The following is a 19,325-nucleotide window of genomic DNA, read 5'->3' as shown; positions in this document are numbered from 1 at the left end:
TACTTTTGAAAAGCAAAAATGAGTAATTCCGATTCCGTCGAATCAGAATTACTCATTAAGGTTAGTCTGTTTTGTTGTCTTTATTTATGTGATGATGTTGATGTTATGACTTTTCGATTGTAAGAGAGGGTGATTAAAATCAAACGAGTTTTTTTAATTATTTATGGACTTATGTTAAGCACGGTGATTGGTGTGATTGCTGCAAGTTTTTTAATTTTAGAGGGTTTTACTTCAGAACTTATTTGGTCTAGTAATAATAAATTGATTGAAACACTATTGGTAATTATGGGTAGTGTGATTCTATATTTTTTATTGAAACGTTGGCCTGATTTGCCAAAGACTTCGCAAGATTCAATTCGTGAATTAAAACTGAATAAAACGATTGACTATCATGATGTCTTTTTTAATCTACTGATAACTTTAGTTATTTTGAGTTTTGGTGCCGGCGTTGGTCCAGAAGCAGCTTTATTAAGTGCTATTATTTCTTTGTCTATTTGGCAGGCTGATAAATTACGCTATTTGTATTTCCAATATGATAAATTAAAACAGTTGCCTTTAGGCTTGGTTTTGAAGAGATTATTCAATCCCTTTAAATTTCGCCAAAAATACGTCGGTGCTTCCGCACCGAAAATACCCTCAATAATTAAACAAAAACGAATTCTATATCCAGTATTTATTATTAACGGACTTTTAGCATTTGTACTTTTAATCAAGCAAACGGATCAACCCTCATTTATTTTAAAATTAGGACGAACTGATTGGAGTCTTGTGGATATCTGGCTTTTGCCAGTATTGATGGTTGTTGGAATAATCTTTGGGAAAATCTGTAAATTGTTTTATAAAGTTTTCCACTTGTGGATAAATAAAATGAATTTTCGATTGCCTATAAAAATAAGTTTAGGAACAATTTTTATTTTATTGATCTCTTATTTGGCTCCAGATTTATTGTTTTCAGGACAACATAGTTTAGATTTATTGATTGGAAATTGGTCTCATAAATCAGCAGAATTTTTAATAATTATGGGTATTGTTAAATTATTATTTTTGGCATTGTGTCTGAATTTTAATTGGCGCGGAGGAGATATTTTTCCGATTACATTTGCAGCAATGATTGAAGGATTCGCTGTTGCTCAGATTTTTGGTGGATATGACAAACTATTTATTGTTGCAATTGTGGCCACGACGATTATGAGTGAATTATTATCGCCAATTATAGCGGGAGTATTTATTATGCTATTTTTCCCAATAAAATTGTTACCAATTATCATCCTAGTGGTAATTTTGATGTTTTTGAAAGATAAGTATTTACCTAAATTTGCGATATTTAAATTTTCTTAATTCTAGGTAATTACAACTAATCAGGATAAAAAAGAACAGTGTCTATTGAAAGGTTCAGGCATATTTAAATACCTCGAAGGTCCTAGCAATAGATACTGTTCTTTTCTTCATTACAGAAAGTGATAAATTTAATTAACTTTTTTATAACCATAAGCAAAGTAAACGACTACGCCGATTGCAAACCAGCCTAGGAAAGTGATCCAAGAATTGATGCTAACTTGTGTCATTAATAGAATACAAAGGATTACTGAAATGATTGGTAGCCATGGATAAAATGGAACCTTGAAATCACTATGAGGAACGTCTTTACGGTGTCGTAATTTAATTATTCCTGAAGCTACGAAGGTGAAAGAAACCAGTGTTCCAATATTAACTAAACTAGTTAATTCTTTTAGAGAAACAAAGCCACCTAATAATACGGCAAGTAGAGTAATTGTATTAAGGGAAAGAATTGGCATTTTGGCTTTTTCGTCAATTTTTCCAAAAGCGTTAGGAATCATTCCATCACGACCTAACGCATAGATTAATCGAGAGCCACCGTAAACGGTATTAAGCATCATAGTGAACATTCCAGCCAGAGCACCAATTGTTATTAGAAAAGCGATTTTTCCTAATTTAACGTAATTTAAAGCGAAGACTACGGGGTCGGCATAGTTAAGATCTTTATAACTGACCATACCGGTTAAGACTGCTGAAAGAATCACATAGAGAATGGCACAAATTGCCAGTGAAACCATAATACTAATTGGAATATTTTTCTGAGGATCTTTAACCTCGGGTGCCGATGATGGAATAACGTCAAAGCCCAAATAGGCAAAAAATACTAACGCCGCACCTTTAATTACCCCAAATCCTCCCATAGGAAAGTAGGGATGATAGTTGGCTGGTTTGATGTAAAAAGCACCAACAATGATAAAAGTTAAAACTACTGCTAATTTAACGAAAACCATTACGGTATTCATTTTAGTTGAAGTCTGAATTCCACGACGAAGTAATAAATAAATTAAAATTAAGACAATGACTGAAGGTAAGTTGATAAAGGTCCCATTTGCGGGTTCTAAGGGTCCGATGATAGCTTTAGGTAGAACTATCCCAAAACTGTTCATCAAGCTGACAAAGTAAGCAGAGAAGCCTGATGAAACAGCCGAGACACCTAAAATGTACTCTAAACATAAAGCCCAACCAATCAGCCAACCTGGAAATTGGCCAAAGATAATACTTCCATATGAATAAGTACTACCTGCTACTGGAAAAGTAGAGGATAATTCAGCAAAACACATTGCTGTCAGAATACAAACAATGGCTGCCAAAATAAAGGAAATAGTGATCGCGGGTCCCGCTGTTCCGTAGGAAACAATTCCTGGAAGAATAAAAATACCGGTTCCGATAATAGCACCGATACCCATGGAAATTAAATTTCCACGAGTTAAGGTTTTTTCAAAATGGGCATCTCCGGCCACGAATTTATTAAAATCAGCTTTTTTAAATAATTTTTCTTTCATAATTAACCACCTAATAAAAAAACACAACTTAAATAGATTACATTTGTCTTGAAGATATTGTCAATACAAACTCTTAAAAGGAATTGAGTAACTATTTTAAATTTATTAAAGTAAAATCCTTGACCTAGAGTGAACTTTAGGTATTAGTATGGAAACATCGAAAAAAGTCCTTAAAAGAAAGAGAGTAAATAATGGAAACACCAATTTTAAATACAATTAACCAACCAGCTGATTTAAAAAAACTCAGTGTTGATGAGTTGACCAAATTAGCTGCTGAAATTCGTTATGTTTTGTTAAATAAAGTTAGGCCAAACTGGAGGGCATGTTGGTCCTAATTTGGGCGTAGTTGAATTAACTATTGCTTTTCATACAATTTTTAATTCACCTATTGATAAGGTGGTATGGGATGTTTCCCATCAATCATATACGCATAAAATTTTGACTGGTAGAAAAGAAGCTTGGCTTGATCCAAAGCATTATGATGATGTCAGTGGATATACAGCGCCTGAGGAAAGTCCCCATGATTACTTTAATATCGGACATACTTCCACTTCAATTGCTTTAGCTACAGGTATGGCAAGTGCTCGTGATTTACAAGGCAAGTCAGGAAACGTGATGGCTGTTATCGGAGATGGTTCTCTTTCTGGTGGTTTAGCTTTGGAAGGCTTGAATATTGCAGCAACCTTGAAGTCTAATTTAATTATTTTGGTAAATGATAATGGAATGGCTATTGCAAAAGATCATGGCGGTTTATATGAAGGTTTAAAGGAATTACGAGAGACTAACGGACAGAGTTCACATAATTTATTTAAAGCAATGGGATTAGATTATCGTTACGTAGAAAATGGTAATGATATTCAAACGATGCTAAATGCTTTTAGGGAGATTAAAGATATTGATCATCCTATCGTTTTGCATGTTCATACTGAGAAAGGTCATGGTTATCAACCAGCAATTGACCACAAAGAAGCCTTTCACTGGCATGTTCCATTTGATCTTGCCACAGGCAAAACTTTGCACCCAACAACAGGTGAAACATATAATGATGTAATTCATATGGAATTAGAAAAAGAAATTACTGAAAATAATACGCCAATTACAGCTATTACAGCGGCTATTCCCGGTTCATATGATTTAAAGAGATTTAGTCAAAAATATCCTGAACGTTATTTTGATGTTGGTATTGCCGAGCAAGAATCAATTAGTTTTGCCGCTGGTCAAGCTAAGCAGGGATTACGTCCAATCGTATTCCATTCAGGAACCTTTTTGCAGAGAGCTTATGACCAATTGTCACATGATTTGGGTATTAATAAATTGCCAGTAACAATAATGGTTTCTGGTGGCAGTATCAGTGCGGGGGATCCAACACATCAAGGAATCTTTGATATAGCAATGTTGAGCAATATTCCTGGATTGACATATCTAGCACCAACGACTAAAGAAGAATTAACAGCTATGATGCACTGGGCACTTCATCAAAATGTTGGTCCAGTTGCTATTAGAGTTCCAAGCAATGGTGTTCATACGGCTACTTTGAATAATTTCAATGCTCATAAGATGAATATTCTACATCAAGGAAAACAAGTTGCTATTTTAGGTGTTGGTAGTCTGTTACCTTTGGCCCAAACAGTTCAGCAACAGTTAGTTTCTAAAAATATAGATGCCACAATAGTTGACCCACGAGATATCTCTGAATTGGATAGTGAGACTTTGACAGATTTAGAGCAAGATCATCAATTGGTAATCACCTTAGAGGAAGCAAGTTTAAGTGGTGGTTTTGGTGAAAAGGTTAGTCGTTTCTATGGAAATACGGCAGTGCATGTTTTGAACTTTGGAGCAGCAAAACGTTTCAATGATCGAGAGACGACAGCTGAATTATGGCGAGAATTTAAACTTACTCCAGAACAAATAGTTTCAGAGGTTATGACTAATTTAAAGTAATTTAATTGATCATAGTTTTCAAAAAAAAGCTCAGCATGGTAACCATTTATGGCTACTATACTGAGCTTCCTTATTGTTTAGATTTTAATTGATACTTATTACTTTAATTTTGATGCGGCAGCATCATCAACGATGATAGTTACATCAGGGTGATTTTGTAGAGCGCTAGCTGGGCAGTCTTCTGTAACAGGACCATCAACAGTTGCAGCAATAGCATCAGCTTTATTTTCACCATAAGCTAGAAGAACGACCTTCTTGGCTTTCATGATTGAGCCAATACCCATTGAGTAAGCAAAACGTGGAACATCTTTTTCATCATCGAAGAAACGAGTGTTAGCTTCGATTGTTGATTCAGTTAAACCAACTTTTCTAGTCTTACCATCAAATGGTGAGCCTGGTTCGTTAAAACCAATGTGACCATTTCTACCGATACCAAGAATTTGAAGATCAATGGGGTTTTCCTCAATAATCTTGTCATAAGCTGATGTGGCAGCTTCGGCATCAGGATTTGAGCCGTCGGGAACATATGAATTCTTAAAAGGCTTCTTGTTGAATAGATGTTCGTTCATGAAATAGTGGTAGCTTTGTTCGTTATCAGGTTTCAAACCAACATATTCATCCAAGTTAACAGATGTCATATTTGAAAAGTCGATGTCACTACTTGTCATTTCGTTGTATAGTGTAATTGGGCTACTACCAGTTGCTAGGCCTAAAACCTTAGCACCGTTTTCGATATCGTCTTTAACAAGCTTGAAGGCTTCTTTACCGCCCATTTGTTGATCTGTAACTTTAATTATATTCATAGTATTAATCTCCCATCTCTATCTTTCTGGTCTAGTCCAATCTAATTCATTTTCCAGAAATTGTCAATAAAATAACGTTATTAAATAAAAATAAATTAAAAATTGCCAGAAACCATGCAAAATCTTCACAAGTTAGGTATATTTTTTAATAAGAGTAAAAACTAAAGAGGCAGAATAAATTTGGAAAAAATATTATCTACATCTGAGGGCAGTGTAAATACAAATCTAGTTGGATCTAATGACAGTGAGGATATCATTGTTCTTATACCCGGCGTTAATGGTTCTATTGAGTATTTCAATGAAATAATTCCCTATTTAAAGAAGAAATATACGACAATCGTGGCGCTTGATCTATTGGGCCAAGGTAAGTCAACAAAATCTAAGACAAATAAGTATACGATCGACTCCGAAGCTTGGAATCTTTTGGAAGCTATCGCACGTCTAAAAATAGCTAGAAAATTAACTATTTTTGGATATGGTGTTGGTGGTCTAGTTGCCGTAAATATGGCAGAAATGCGTGGATTTACGGTTTCCAAATTGATTTTATTGAATACACCGGCAAATGACAAGTATGCTGATATGGACGCTTCGTCTTCTGTAGCAAGTATTCCGTTATTAGGTAAATTAGCTAAGTCACCTGTTAAAGCAGGAATGTACTTCGATAAGAATTTCGATCGTAATAATTTGAAAGATCCTAAGATTGTTGACGAGGCTGCTAATCAAGTTGATCATAAAGTCGCTAATAAGCTTCAAAAGATGGCAACAGGTTATCTAGAAGAAAAGGCTTTGAACAAGCGTTTAAGAGCTGTTAAAATTCCAACATTAGCAATGTATGCTGACGGTGATCAAGTCCTTACAGAAAAGGGAATTAAGGATGCTAAAGCTTCAATCGGTCGAGTACCTGATCTTCAAATTGAAGATATTAAGGGTGCCGGTCATTTAGCTATGATTGAAAAACCAGAAGAAATTGCCCAAAAGATTATAAAATTTGATGAAACAACAGAAAAAGAATCAGATCAAAAAAACACTCAAGAATAATTTTGAGTGTTTTTTTGTCTTTACTAGTTGAATGACAGTGCTAAAGTCTTAATTAGACAGTGATTCGGGGGAGAATTATGTTGAAAATTAAGGCTTTTCTTTTGGGGATAGCGGTTTTGCTAGGATGTGCCAGTTCAGTAACTGTTATACAAGCTGCAGGACTAGGTGGTCCTAATCTCGGAAATTATATATATGAAGATCAAGAAGTAGTTACTAATCAACAGTATGAAAAACTGGAAGATATCAATGGTCAAATTGAAACGGGGCCTAATCCGCAAAGGTTATATATTTTAGTATTGAGTGATAATGATAGTGTAAGACGCTTTAATTATTTAACTGATAATGATCCCAAAATTAAAGGAATTCCAGAAGATATAGTTAATAAAACTGGTGAAGTTTTATATGGGCAGAATCATTATTACGATATTGATTCGGATGAAAATGGTATACCAGATTGGAAAAACAATTATTTGGTCTACGATTTAAAGAATGATCGGGTTTATTTTGATCCTAGTGATCAATCAAGTTCATATATTACAGACCTAATGTTTTGGAAGATTAAGATTGGAATGAATAATTTAACTGATGGAACCACCACACAGAGAATGGAAGCTTTATTTGATCTAGCAGAAAGATTAGAACCAAAGTTGCAAAAGGTTGCTGATAATAAAGAGTTCATATACTCGAAAAGCTATTATGATATTAAGAATATTATTAATGGGGTTTTGCTTATATTAGGGATAATCGTTGGATTGATTATCTGGTTTATTATTCATCAGCGAAATAAGAACCATCCTCATAATGGCGGTGGATATGAGTTAGGCAATTCAGATTATGATGCTGGTTTTGATGAAGGGTACTATATGGGCAGTCAAGATCCATTTATATAAAAAAATTTCAGTTATGAAAAAGAACAGCATTTTTTAAGGGATATTCGAGGTATGTAAAAAATACCTAAATCTCTTAATAAATGCTGTTCTTTTTACGTATATTCAGTTATGAATTTGTTTGATTTTTTAGTTTTACCGGTTTAATGAGAAATTTATTTTTTTGTGAACTAGCAACGGGAATAAATTTTTTGCCATCTTTATAGACAAATTGGATAACATCATAATTGTTATCTAGCTTTTTTGCCTGTTTGGAAACTATATCTTGAATTGAATAAACATACATTTTTTGGTCATCAGTTGCCTGTCCAGATTGTACAGCTTCGTAAGAAGTCTTCAGATACTTCTGCGTTTGTTTGTCAGTCAAACGAATGACCACTACAGAGTGGGGATGCCTACTGGTACTATCATTGATGTTTTGTTCGGTTTTAATCGTTACAACGCGTCCATTTTGATTGAATTTTTGGTTAAGATTTTTTTGGATAGATTTGTATTCTGGAGTTGTTTGTCTAGCAACTTGTTTAGTATTTGAAGAGAATTTAGGTGTGAAAACAGCTAAAAGAATGGCAAAAATAGTCACACCGATAATAGAGATGATCAAATACTTTTTGTTAATAGGTTCCCGATATTTTGTATGCATATTAATGGCCCCTGTTTGTTAATTAGGGAGATTATAACATAATCCCCAATTTTAAAGTGGCAGGTATAAGCCTATAAATTGACTTTGAAAATAATCTCCTAAATAATTTTATTGTAACTAAATAACTAGAAGAAAGTAGGAATTACTATGTCTTCACAGCAAGCGTTATTGATTATTGATTATACGAATGACTTTGTCGCTGACAAAGGAGCTTTAACATGTGGTAAACCAGGTCAATCGATTGAATCTAATATCTTAGATTTGGCAGAAAAAATGTATCAAAACGGTGATTGGGTCTGGTTTCCAACTGATGTTCATAAACCAAATGATCCATATCATCCTGAAAGTAAACTATTTCCTACTCATAATGTTCGTAATACTTGGGGTAGAGAATTATATGGTGATTTAAAGAGTTGGTTCGAAGATCATAACGATCAAGAAAAAGTTAAATTATTCGATAAGACCCGTTATAGCGCTTTTGCAGGTACGGATTTAGATTTACGCTTACGAGAAAGAAAAGTTGATACAATACATCTAGTTGGTGTTTGTACAGATATTTGTGTACTTCATACAGCTGTTGATGCTTATAATTTAGGTTATCAAATTGTAGTACATGAGAATTGTGTAGCTTCATTTGATCAAACGGGACACTCTTGGGCATTGAATCACTTTAAGAGTTGTTTAGGGGCAAAGGTAGTAGAATAAAATTTTATGAATACGGCATCTGTTAAGAGGTTATGCCTAATCTCCTAATAGATGCCGTTTTTTATGAAATATTATTTTTTTTCTGATTTTTAACCTTAAGCTCTGTAAGATATTGATCAGTATGAATTCCCAAAAATAGAGGAACTTTTTCTTCAACAACATCGCTGAATTCTAAACCATACCAAAGTGCTGGAGGAATGGTAATGTTTTGCAAAAGTAATCGACCACCAATAAGCATTCGATCAAGACTACTCATATATTCTTGAGCACCGAGGTCCTGAAATTGCTGGTTTTGAATAACGAATTTGAAGGAACCAACGCGACGCTTTGGAACTATCGAATAAGTTGGTGTTTGATCATCAATAACTTTTTGATCAAGTAGACTGTTAATGATCTGGCGGATATAAATATTGACATGTTGGGACTTTTTGAAGCCCAAATTCAAAGTAACTTTAACTACGTTTCTAGTGTGCATCATATCCACTGAATAAGTACATTCGTATGGAGCACTAGTTTGATGTACCGTTATGAACCAGTAAACTTTAGCACGTTTAGGTTCTTGGTCCAAAATAGAATAGACAATAGATCTCTTAATAGAATAATCGTCTCCGACTTTAATCATATAAACCAAATTAGTAGCATAGATGGGTATAGATGAATCATTACTTAACTTTTCAAGCTGAGGAATAAAATCGAGTAAACATACATTTTCACTTTCATCCATGTAAGCATCACGACGTTTATTACCAAAGAACCAAATCACCATTATAGCAAGGATAGCCAAAGTGATTATAACGGTGATATAACCACCATGAACAAATTTTGTTAAACTGGATATTAAGAAGAGACTTTCTAGAGCAAAGAAGCAAACTAAGAAAATATTTGCGGCAATTTTCTTGTGTTTCATAATAAGAAACTGGTGTAGTAGAATCGTCGTCATTAACATAGTCATGGTAATTGCTAATCCGTAGGCGGCTTCCATGTGTTCTGAAGTTTGGAATCCCCAGACGATGCTAACTGTAACCAGACAAAGCAACCAGTTAATTGTTTCAATATAGAGTTGGCTTTGAACTTTACCAGGGAATTTCACTTTTAAACGAGGCAATATTTTTAGACCAATTGCTTCTTGGACTAGAGTAAATGATCCAGTTATCAAAGCCTGAGAGGCAATAATTGCAGCTAAAGTTGCAATCACAATAGCAAAAATTTTGAATTCGTCAGGTAACATTTCATAAAAGGGATTTATTCCAGAAATATTATTAAAATGACTGTTTTGATAATTGTTAATTACCCAAGCGGCTTGTCCTAAGTAATTAAGCATTAACATTAGATAAACGAAAGGCCAGGTAGCATATATATTATGTTTTCCCACTTGTCCCATATCGGAATAGAGTGCTTCTGCACCAGTGGTTGCTAGAAAGACACTGCCTAGTATGAAGATACCAACTTTATTTACGGGACTAAATAAAACTCTAATTGCATAAACGGGAGAGAGAGCCTTTAGAACTTCAAAATTATTAGTGAGATTGAATAATCCTGCTAAACCAATGAAACTAAACCATATTAACATGATTGGTCCAAAGGATTTTCCAATCTTTTCGGTTCCAAATTTTTGAATGATAAAAATTGATAATAGAATTACCGTTACAATAATTAAAACGACTGATTGTTTGTTAGAGAAAATGAGATTTCCAAATCGTTGTCCCTTAATGCCCTCGATGGCAGAAGTGACAGTTACGGCTGGGGTTAAAGTTCCATCAGCCAAGAGTGCTGATCCACCAATCAAGGCAGGAATAATCAACCATTTACCTTTAGAGCGTACTAAAGCATAGAGAGCAAAAATGCCACCTTCATTATTGTTATCAGCCTTCATGGCAATTAGGACGTACTTAATGGTTGTAATCAGCATTAAAGTCCAAAATATTAAAGAGACACTGCCAAGAATGTATTCTGGTTTGGCAGCAGACATAGTACCAGCATCATTGACGATAGCATTCATGACATAAAGTGGAGAGGTACCAATATCGCCATAAACTATACCGAGTGTTATTAACATACCCAAAGTAGATAATGAGGATTTCTTCATAGTAAGCTCCTTTCCAAAAGAAATTGAAGCTGTTTATACAAACTCTATTATAGATTTTTTTTAAATATTTAAAAATATTTATGATTATCACAAATCAAATTGGTATACATGGAATAAAAAAGGTAATACAATACTGAAATTAAAGAGGATACTTTTATGGAAAGAAAGTGATAGTTATGAATGAAGTGTTTATGATACTTTCAGCAATATTGGTATGGATAATGGTTCCAGGAATAGCAGTTTTTTATAGTGGTTTTGTTCCACATCGAGATGTAACTAGAATTTTGTTTAATAGTTTTCTAATGTTTGGTTTAGCAGGATTGTTATGGATTGCAGTAGGATTTCCTATTTCATTTGAGGGCAACAATTTTGGAATTATTGGTAATTTTCAACATCTTTTTTTGTCAGGGATAGACTTATCGTCTACTTACGGTACGACGGGATTGCCAACTTCAGTTTATTTGCTCTTTCAAATGATGTTCGCAATATTAACGCCTGCTCTTTTTTTAGGTGCAGTTGCTAGTCGAGTTAGAATTAGATTTATTATTTTGTTTGTAGCGTTATGGTCTTTGTTCATCTATTATCCATTAGCTCACATTGTTTGGTCGTCAACTGGCTTTTTAGCAAAAATGGGCGTCTTAGATTTTGCCGGTGGAACAGTTATTCATATTGATGCTGGTATAACGGCCTTGATTTTAGCAATTACCTTGAGAGAACCATATAAATATAATAATGAACAGGTAACTGGTAACCCACTATGGATACTGATGGGAACTATCCTTCTATGGGTTGGTTGGTACGGGTTTAACGCTGGTAGTGCTTTAGGAATGAATTATCAAGCTATAAATGCCTTCTTTACGACAACAATTGCTGCCTGTTCGTCATTAGTTACGTGGATAGTTTTAGAGCAAATTTTTAAGTCAAAAGTAACTCTAAGCGGTATATGTACTGGTAGTATCTGTGGATTGGTCGGTATTACACCAGGCACTGGGTATGTAACTGTTTTTGGATCATTTATAATTGGAATTATATCCGCAATTGGCAGTTTTTATTTTATGAACTATTTGAAATATAAATTACATTTGAATGATTATCTCGATATTTTTGGATGTCATGGTGTTAGCGGAATAATTGGTTCGATCTGTGTAGGATTGTTTGCCACAAAATCTGTTAATAATAGTGTTATCAATAATGGTCTGTTTTACGGTGGAGGATTCAAGTTGCTTGGATTACAGATCTTTGGAGTGGTTTTTACAATTGTGTTTGTTTCTATTGTTGGAATTATCATTGTTGCTGTTTTGAAAAAATTGTTTAAAAATAAGGTAAGTATTAATCAAGAACTTTTGAATTTAGCTTAAATAAATAAACCAAGCGTGATTTATCGCGCTTGGTTTATTTATTTGGATGTCTAGTATTACGACTATTTTTGTTTTCATTGCTGGCTTTTAGAGATTGGATCTCGTTTTCGATTTCACTAAGAACTTCAATTTGCATTTTTTGAATATCTAGAATATGGGGCCATTGAACTTCATTCAGTTGATCCAGTTTTTTATGAAGAATACGAATTTCCATTTCAGATTTCATATTCGTTTTATAGTCATTTTCAGAGTCAAAACGGTCACGTTCGGCTTGACGGTTTTGACTCATCATAATGATAGGAGCTTGTATAGCCGCCACACAGCTCAAAAATAAGTTTAAGAGTATAAATGGGTAAGGATCAAAATGAACGCCGAAGAGGTGCACTACATTGATTGTCATCCATACTACTAAGATAATAGTGAATGTGATAATAAATCCCCAACTACCACCGAATTTAGCTACAGCGTCAGCTAATCTTTGACCAGTAGTTCTTTTTCCATAGACGGTGTCGTTGATATTAGTAATGACATAAGTATCTTTTTCTAATTCCTTCTTTAATTCATCGCTCATTTTTTGATCAATTCGTAAATCTTGATCGATAATAGTTTGCATTCTAGCAATACGAAGTTTTTGCATATCCTTTAGGCAGATAAATGAGGAATCTTTAGCATAACTATTGGTTTTTAAAACCTGTTCTTTTAATAGGTCGCTTAAATCCCTCAGGAATAATCCCTCCATGATCGTAAAACGGTTACCGCAAATTGCACAGATTTGATTTTTTTTAATTGCCATAGTTTACACCCCTTGTGTTTACAGGGTAAGTATATTATTTGGGAAAAATTAAATCAAAAAAAACTCCCGTATGGGAGTTTTTTTATTAATTAAATTGTACCTTTTTTAATAGCTGTCTTGATACCAGCAATTTCCATAATTCCACGGTCAGCGGATAAATGTTTAAGTAGTGAAGCAAATGGACCTTTGAATTTGAGATTCTTGTCTGTAATTTCAGCAATACCGTGATTTTGACCTAATGAGGCAACGGTACCCATTGAATGATATGTGAATGGTTTTAATTCCTTGCCATTCAATGCAGCAGCAATATTAAAGGCGGCACCAGATCCTTCAGCGGTAGCTAATTGACCAGTTGTAGGATAAGGACGTTCTTCACCCTTAGGAATAATAGCAGAATCATCACCGATAAAGTAAGCTTCAGGATGTGCTTCAAGATTTAAGAATTCTGTTGTCATAACACGGTTTCTTCTAGCATCAATACCAGAATCTTTAATGACATCAGAACCACTAACACCGACAGTCCAAATAATTGTGCTACCGGCAACTTTCTTTTCAGTATCGCCATCCATATAAACAACATCTTTTGGTTCAATCTTCTTGATCTTAGCACCAGTTAGCAACTTGATGCCATTCTTATCTAAGTAATCGACAGCATAACTAGCAAGATTTTCATCAAACATTGGTAAAATTCTAGTTGCCATTTCTAGACAAGTAACTTTGATTTCTGGTACTTCATATTTTGCTTTGAGAATTTTAACAGTATCAACTAATTCACCAAGAATTTCGACACCTGTAAATCCAGCACCACAGACAACAATTGAAAGATCAGCTGGGTCTTGTGATTCTTTGTAGTGGGCAATGTTTTCATTTATCTTTTTATAAATATTTTGAGCTGTTTCAAGGTCTTGAAGGATCAAGGCATTTTCGCTAGCGCCTTCGAGTCCAAAGTCTTCTGAACGGAAGCCCAATGAAACGACGATATAATCATAAGTAATATCATCGTGGTCGGAGAATTCAACTGTCTTGTTATCTAAATCTAATTTTGAAACAGTTGCTTTAATGAAGTTAACATTTGAGGGTAGAACCGAACGGACATCGAAACTAATTGCATCAGCTCTATTAGTTCCTGCTGCAATAGTATGTAAAGCAGTCTTCTCAACATGCTTTTCATTTTTATCAATTAAATCAATTTGTGTTCCCGCTGGAGTGTTTTTAGCCAAATCACGAGCAGCTCTCAAACCACCATAGCCAGCGCCTAATACTAAAATGTGTGCCATAATTAACCTTCTCCTTCTATACCGAAATTAGATATTTACGATACTATTATATATCGTTGATCGAATTAGAGGAAACCATATGCTACAAAGGATTTTTACTAATTGAGTGCTTTAAAAAGAATGGCGCTATGATAGTGATCAAAATAATACTGATGATCACGGTTGAATAATATTCCTCTGACAAGAGATGAACGCTATATCCAACTTGAGCAACAATTAATGCCATTTCACCACGTGAAATCATACCAGAACCAATAACATATGAATCTTTGAGATCAAAGCCAGATATTCTGGCACCAAAGCCTGCACCAAATAATTTACCGATAATACCAGTGATTGTGAATAATAAGATTAACCAAAAATCACGTAAGAAGTTATTAAATTCGAGATTTAAACCAATGCTGATAAAGAAAATAGGTATGAAAACAGCATAACCGATCATTTCAATATTGCGACTGATTTTTTCGTCGTAATCTTTTGAATTAGAAACCGCAATACCAGCTACGAAAGCACCTAAGACTGAATCCAATTGAACTTCATCAGCAATATAAGCCATAACAAAGCAGATAACTAAGGCAAAGATTGTCGGTGCATGGGTAGCTTCGACATATTCTGAAAGTTTCATTAATTCAGGAATGACCCACTTATGGAAAACAACTACGACAATTCCGAAGACAATCCAAAGTCCTAATAACAGTAAAATTTTATTTAAAGAAAAGTCCCCAGTTAATGTACCTGACATAACACTCAAAATTGAGATGGCCATAATATCATCTGCTACAGCGGCACCCAAAATAACTGTTCCCGAGGTACTAGATAAGTAGTTCAAACTTTTGAGTACTTCGACAGAAATTGAAACTGATGTGGCAGCGAAAACAACTGACATGAAGATACTCTCTTTTAAGTTGATTCCAAAGATCAAAGCAGTACCTAAAGTCAAAGCTACTGGAAGAATAACCCCAAAAATAGCAACATTAATACTTGGTAAAAGATGTTTGCGTAGAAGTTTTAAATCACTCTCAAGTCCTGCTAAAAACATCAGTAAAATAACTCCGATATCTGCAAATAATTGGACTTTTGAGTCAGCTTTAACAATATCAAAGACACCTTTTCCCAGAACAACTCCTAAGATTAATTGACCAACAACAGCTGGTAAATTCAATTTATTGAAAATATGACTGACAATTAATGTTAAGAAAAGCATTAGTGCTAAAAGGGTTATAAATTCCATGGCGTACTCCTAGTTTTTCGTGATGCCATTGATAAAAATATTGATAACCGTTTTAAGATTAGCAATATTGCGCTTCCTTTTGGCATCGTTATATTCAATGTAAGGGAGTAACATTGTCAAAAAAGTTCCAACTTGAACTGGTATGGCCAGGTCAGAACGTAATTCATTTTTGTGGGATTGAAAGACGTTAAAAAGGACTTTGTAATATCCTCCATCCCAATTACGACTGAGATTCTTACGTTCCTCATCGGTAAAGAAATTTTCGATATCATTTCTCATTACAAAGTAGTTGATTCGGAAATTTCCAATCATGTATTGTGACATGTGTAGTAGAAGTTCCTCAAAAGGTAGTTCTTTATTTTGCTTATATTCGTCCAACAAATTGTCGCTAAAACCGCTGACGGCATATTCGATAGCTTTGATGTAGAGTACTTTTTTATTTTTATAATAGTGGTACATGTTTGGCTGTGTAATATTCAATTCTTGAGCAATTTTACGAGTTGAAGTTGCCTGATACCCCTGTGATAAAAACATTTCAGCTGCAACTTTGAGAATTGCATTTTTCGTATTCTCAGCTTGTTGATCACGTACATTCATTTTATTATCCATCCCTTGATCTATTCGTATACAATTATATATTAATGTAAAGCGTTTATCATGTGATAACGTGGACGTATATTAAAAATAAAACAGCAGAGGATCTGTCGGAGACCGGCAAATCAACTCTGCTGTTATTTTTTATCTTTAACGATATAAATTGGACGCTTCTTTACTTCTAAGAAAATCTTCCCGATATATTCACCAAGAATACCAATACTTAACAATTGAATTCCACCAATCAAAAGAACGATTGAAACGATTGAAGCCCAACCGTTGACACTACTTAGTGGATAGATGAATTTTCTAATGATAATAGCAATAATTGCAATGATAGAAGTGATGGAGAAGATGGTTCCCATCCATGTAGCAAACATTAGAGGACCTTCTGAAAAGTCTACAATACCTGTGATGGCGTATTTAAATAGTTTCCAAAAATTCCAAGATGTTGTACCAGCTGAACGTTCACGATTCTTATAAGGTAGGTATTTAGTCTTGAAACCAACCCAACTAAAAATACCTTTAGAGAAGCGATTGTATTCAGTCATTGATTTGATAGCTTCAACCATTTGACGAGTCATCAAACGATAATCTCTAGCACCAGGAATGATCTTAGTTTGCGACATCTTATTGATAACTTTGTAAAATCCTTCAGAGAAGAAAGAAATGATTTTATTTTCACCTTCACGGTCCATACGAGCCGTTCCAACACAGTCATATTCTCCTTCTTCAAGTAAATCAAACATTTCTTCTAACATTTCGGGTGGATCTTGTAAATCAACGTCCATAACGGCAGTGTAATCACCTGTTACTTCATTGAGTCCGGCATATAAAGCTGATTCCTTACCAAAATTACGAGAAAAAGAAATGAAATGGACTTCATCGCTATGTTCTTTTTGTAATTCTTTTAGGATCGAATAGGTACGATCTTTTGATCCATCGTCTACGAACCAATATTCAAAGTTAAATTTATTGATTTTCTCTTTTAATTTGGTCATAGCGTCGTAATAAATATTGATGGTTTCTTCTTCGTTGAAACACGGAACGATAATAGATATAGTTTTCATAATTTTTTCACTCTCACAAATAATTAGAAAAAAACACTCATGAATGAGCGTTTTTGATTAAGTTATATTTTTAATGATTCTGGAAGTGACAACATACCATTGCTGGCTGTATTAATAACACTAACACTAATATCACGGTTTGTCTTATTCTCAATTTCGTGTAGATCATCGTCAGTTTGAACAAAAATATCCTTGATGTCATTGTTTTTATCCAATAAATCAATTACTGCATCAATGTTTTTAACAACATCTTGTAATAGACGAATTGTATTATTGCTAGAGATACTATTAACACTGAGGATTAGTTGGTAGAGTAAATCGGAGTTATTACCAACGAAGACAGAATTTTCAGTATTTGGAGAAATACTCTTAAGCCACCATGTGATAAGTTCTGACTTTTCGTTGAAATCATGTTCCAAAAGGCCATTCTTATCAAATAATTGGTAACTTACAGCGTGATTCTTTTCAAAAATAACAGTTAAAACAATTGAACCATCAGTTCTATAGAAGTTTTGTTCAGATAGTTCTTTATTCTTGTTGAAGTTTTGAGTTGAAGATAGTTGACCGTCACCGTTATAAATATTTGTTTTAACGATTTGATCATTCTTGTAGTAATTAATGCGATCAATGATCTTTTCAAAATATTCAACTGTCATTAAAAGAGTTTGTTTTTGATCGTAGATGAAAGTATCTTGTGATTCAACATCGGTTCTAGTTACCCAACTATCGTTTTCAGGAATAGCAACCTTTTTATCAGTTGGATTAGAGCTTGATTGTAATTGATCAAATAGATTGACGACGTTAGGAATAGGTAAATGAGCAGTTTTAGCCTTGGCGTCGATAATTTCATGGATATGATTGTTATAGAAGGTTGAAACAACAGTAACTGGTTTTTGAAGCTTAGTTTCAAGATAATTCATCATGCCGAAAAGATCATTTTTAGCGGCATCAGAATCAAAATCGTCAGCAGCAACGTAATATTCTTTGTCTTTATCAAGATAAACGTCACGAACCAAGTAGGCTGAATGGAAGACATCTTTGATATATTTGCTGATATAGCTAATATTGTCGTTGATCTCGCCTAATTCACCATCAATTTTAGAATGTTCTTCACCTAAACTTTGAATATGACGTTCTAGTCCGGCAATAGTTTCAATACGGTAATTGTGGTCACTCTTGATTTTGTCTTCAATTTCATTGGCTTTTTGCTTAAAATCGTTGATTTGTTTGTTGACCTTGCTGATATTAGAATTTAAATCGTCAGCTTGACCGTTTAGTTTAGTGATATTTTCTTGAATATCATTAATTTGACCTTTGAGATTTTTTCTTTCGTCATAAAGCGTATTGATAGAGTTCTTTTGTTCTTCCATCAATGCCATCATTTTTTGTAAGTCTTTTTCTTCTTTAATTGAAGTTGACATGTCGGTTTCAGATTGTTCGTTTTGAGCAAGATCACTTTGAAGTGATTCTAGATTGGCAGTCTTAGTATTTATTTCGGAATTTAAGTCATTTAATTGTGATTGTAGTTGGACAAGATTTTCCTCTTGTTCTTTACGATCAGCGTTAACGCTAGCCAAATGTTCTTTAGCGGCATCATCGTTTTGGGCTTTTGTATCGGCTAATTTTTCGTTTGATTCTTTTTCGTCACGCTTAAGAGTCTTTAAATATTTATCTAAAGTTTCTTTTTTGGCTTCGAATTCATCTTTTTCAGTGAAAAGATTAGTTTTGAGATCATTTCTTAGTTGAGCATACTGATGAGAAAGGCCATTCATTTGCTCTTCAATATTAATGCGCTTATCATGAACAGATACTGGTAGGTTTTCTTCCTTCTGTTCAGGTTGAGTAGCAACCTCTGTATCGGAAGTAGATTCTGTAGCGCTTGGCTTAGAATTTTCGTCCTTTTTAGGAGGATCAGGAACGGGTTTAGCCGTTTGCTCTGGTTTCTCATCAATTTTGCGTAGCATATCTAAAAATTTCACGAATGAATTCCCCCATAAAAAGACTTATAATAGTTACTAAAGAGTAGCATTTTTTTATAATGGTGTAAAGTCTGGTATAAAGC

At 34.1% G+C, this 19,325-nt stretch carries 15 protein-coding genes and 1 pseudogene; 6 read left to right on the top strand and 10 right to left on the bottom strand.

Features of this window, described 5'->3' with window-relative positions:
• The first annotated feature begins 129 nt into the window (after positions 1-129).
• On the top strand, positions 130-1,338 hold the full coding sequence (locus tag LAB100_RS06495) for a chloride channel protein (protein WP_119325351.1): 1,209 nt from the start codon (positions 130-132) through the stop codon (positions 1,336-1,338).
• A gap of 128 nt (positions 1,339-1,466) precedes the next feature.
• On the opposite strand, the gene LAB100_RS06490 is transcribed toward LAB100_RS06495, so the two are convergent.
• Positions 1,467-2,840, bottom strand: coding sequence for an APC family permease (locus tag LAB100_RS06490; RefSeq protein ID WP_119325352.1), 1,374 nt, complete (start codon positions 2,838-2,840; stop codon positions 1,467-1,469).
• Positions 2,841-3,031: 191 nt separating this feature from the next.
• Here LAB100_RS06490 and LAB100_RS06485 point away from each other — a divergent pair.
• Positions 3,032-4,781, top strand: a pseudogene (locus LAB100_RS06485) (1-deoxy-D-xylulose-5-phosphate synthase).
• Between the two features lie 98 nt (positions 4,782-4,879).
• On the opposite strand, the gene nagB reads toward LAB100_RS06485, so the two are convergent.
• Positions 4,880-5,584 (bottom strand): glucosamine-6-phosphate deaminase, encoded by a 705-nt coding sequence (gene nagB / locus LAB100_RS06480; protein ID WP_119325353.1) that lies wholly within the window; start codon positions 5,582-5,584, stop codon positions 4,880-4,882.
• Between the two features lie 180 nt (positions 5,585-5,764).
• Between nagB and LAB100_RS06475 the strand changes: the two genes are divergently transcribed.
• The gene (locus tag LAB100_RS06475; protein ID WP_119325354.1) at positions 5,765-6,622 is read left to right on the top strand and encodes an alpha/beta fold hydrolase; all 858 of its coding nucleotides are present in this window, start codon (positions 5,765-5,767) and stop codon (positions 6,620-6,622) included.
• A gap of 77 nt (positions 6,623-6,699) precedes the next feature.
• Positions 6,700-7,512, top strand: coding sequence for a hypothetical protein (locus tag LAB100_RS06470; protein WP_119325355.1), 813 nt, complete (start codon positions 6,700-6,702; stop codon positions 7,510-7,512).
• A gap of 106 nt (positions 7,513-7,618) precedes the next feature.
• Here the strand turns inward: LAB100_RS06470 and LAB100_RS06465 are convergent, their stop codons facing one another.
• Positions 7,619-8,149, bottom strand: coding sequence for a hypothetical protein (locus LAB100_RS06465; protein WP_119325356.1), 531 nt, complete (start codon positions 8,147-8,149; stop codon positions 7,619-7,621).
• 147 nt (positions 8,150-8,296) lie between these two features.
• Here LAB100_RS06465 and LAB100_RS06460 point away from each other — a divergent pair, with 147 nt between their 5' ends.
• The gene (locus LAB100_RS06460) at positions 8,297-8,854 is read left to right on the top strand and encodes a cysteine hydrolase family protein (RefSeq protein WP_119325357.1); all 558 of its coding nucleotides are present in this window, start codon (positions 8,297-8,299) and stop codon (positions 8,852-8,854) included.
• A gap of 61 nt (positions 8,855-8,915) precedes the next feature.
• Here the strand turns inward: LAB100_RS06460 and LAB100_RS06455 are convergent, their stop codons facing one another.
• Positions 8,916-10,940, bottom strand: coding sequence for a KUP/HAK/KT family potassium transporter (locus tag LAB100_RS06455; protein WP_119325358.1), 2,025 nt, complete (start codon positions 10,938-10,940; stop codon positions 8,916-8,918).
• 176 nt (positions 10,941-11,116) lie between these two features.
• Between LAB100_RS06455 and LAB100_RS06450 the strand changes: the two genes are divergently transcribed.
• On the top strand, positions 11,117-12,298 hold the full coding sequence (locus tag LAB100_RS06450; RefSeq protein WP_119325359.1) for an ammonium transporter: 1,182 nt from the start codon (positions 11,117-11,119) through the stop codon (positions 12,296-12,298).
• Positions 12,299-12,332: 34 nt separating this feature from the next.
• On the opposite strand, the gene LAB100_RS06445 is transcribed toward LAB100_RS06450, so the two are convergent.
• The 6 genes from LAB100_RS06445 to LAB100_RS06420 form a co-directional block, all read right to left on the bottom strand.
• Positions 12,333-13,091, bottom strand: coding sequence for a DUF1003 domain-containing protein (locus LAB100_RS06445; protein ID WP_119325360.1), 759 nt, complete (start codon positions 13,089-13,091; stop codon positions 12,333-12,335).
• 89 nt (positions 13,092-13,180) lie between these two features.
• Entirely contained in the window at positions 13,181-14,368 is a 1,188-nt protein-coding gene (locus tag LAB100_RS06440; protein WP_119325361.1) for an NAD(P)/FAD-dependent oxidoreductase, read from the bottom strand.
• Between the two features lie 82 nt (positions 14,369-14,450).
• Positions 14,451-15,599 carry a cation:proton antiporter gene (locus LAB100_RS06435; RefSeq protein WP_119325362.1) on the bottom strand — a complete coding sequence of 383 codons (1,149 nt, stop codon included), beginning with the start codon at positions 15,597-15,599 and terminating at the stop codon, positions 14,451-14,453.
• A gap of 9 nt (positions 15,600-15,608) precedes the next feature.
• Positions 15,609-16,196, bottom strand: coding sequence for a TetR/AcrR family transcriptional regulator (locus LAB100_RS06430; protein WP_119325363.1), 588 nt, complete (start codon positions 16,194-16,196; stop codon positions 15,609-15,611).
• A 134-nt stretch (positions 16,197-16,330) separates the two neighbouring features.
• A complete protein-coding gene (locus LAB100_RS06425) occupies positions 16,331-17,263 on the bottom strand; it encodes a glycosyltransferase family 2 protein (protein WP_119325364.1) in 933 nt (310 codons plus the stop codon).
• 62 nt (positions 17,264-17,325) lie between these two features.
• Entirely contained in the window at positions 17,326-19,242 is a 1,917-nt protein-coding gene (locus LAB100_RS06420) for a coiled-coil domain-containing protein (protein ID WP_119325365.1), read from the bottom strand.
• Positions 19,243-19,325: the final 83 nt, after the last annotated feature.

Origin of the sequence: Companilactobacillus musae (assembly GCF_003967595.1) — a bacterium.
Taxonomy (GTDB): domain Bacteria; phylum Bacillota; class Bacilli; order Lactobacillales; family Lactobacillaceae; genus Companilactobacillus; species Companilactobacillus musae.
This window is presented reverse-complemented; position numbering and strand designations above follow the sequence as displayed.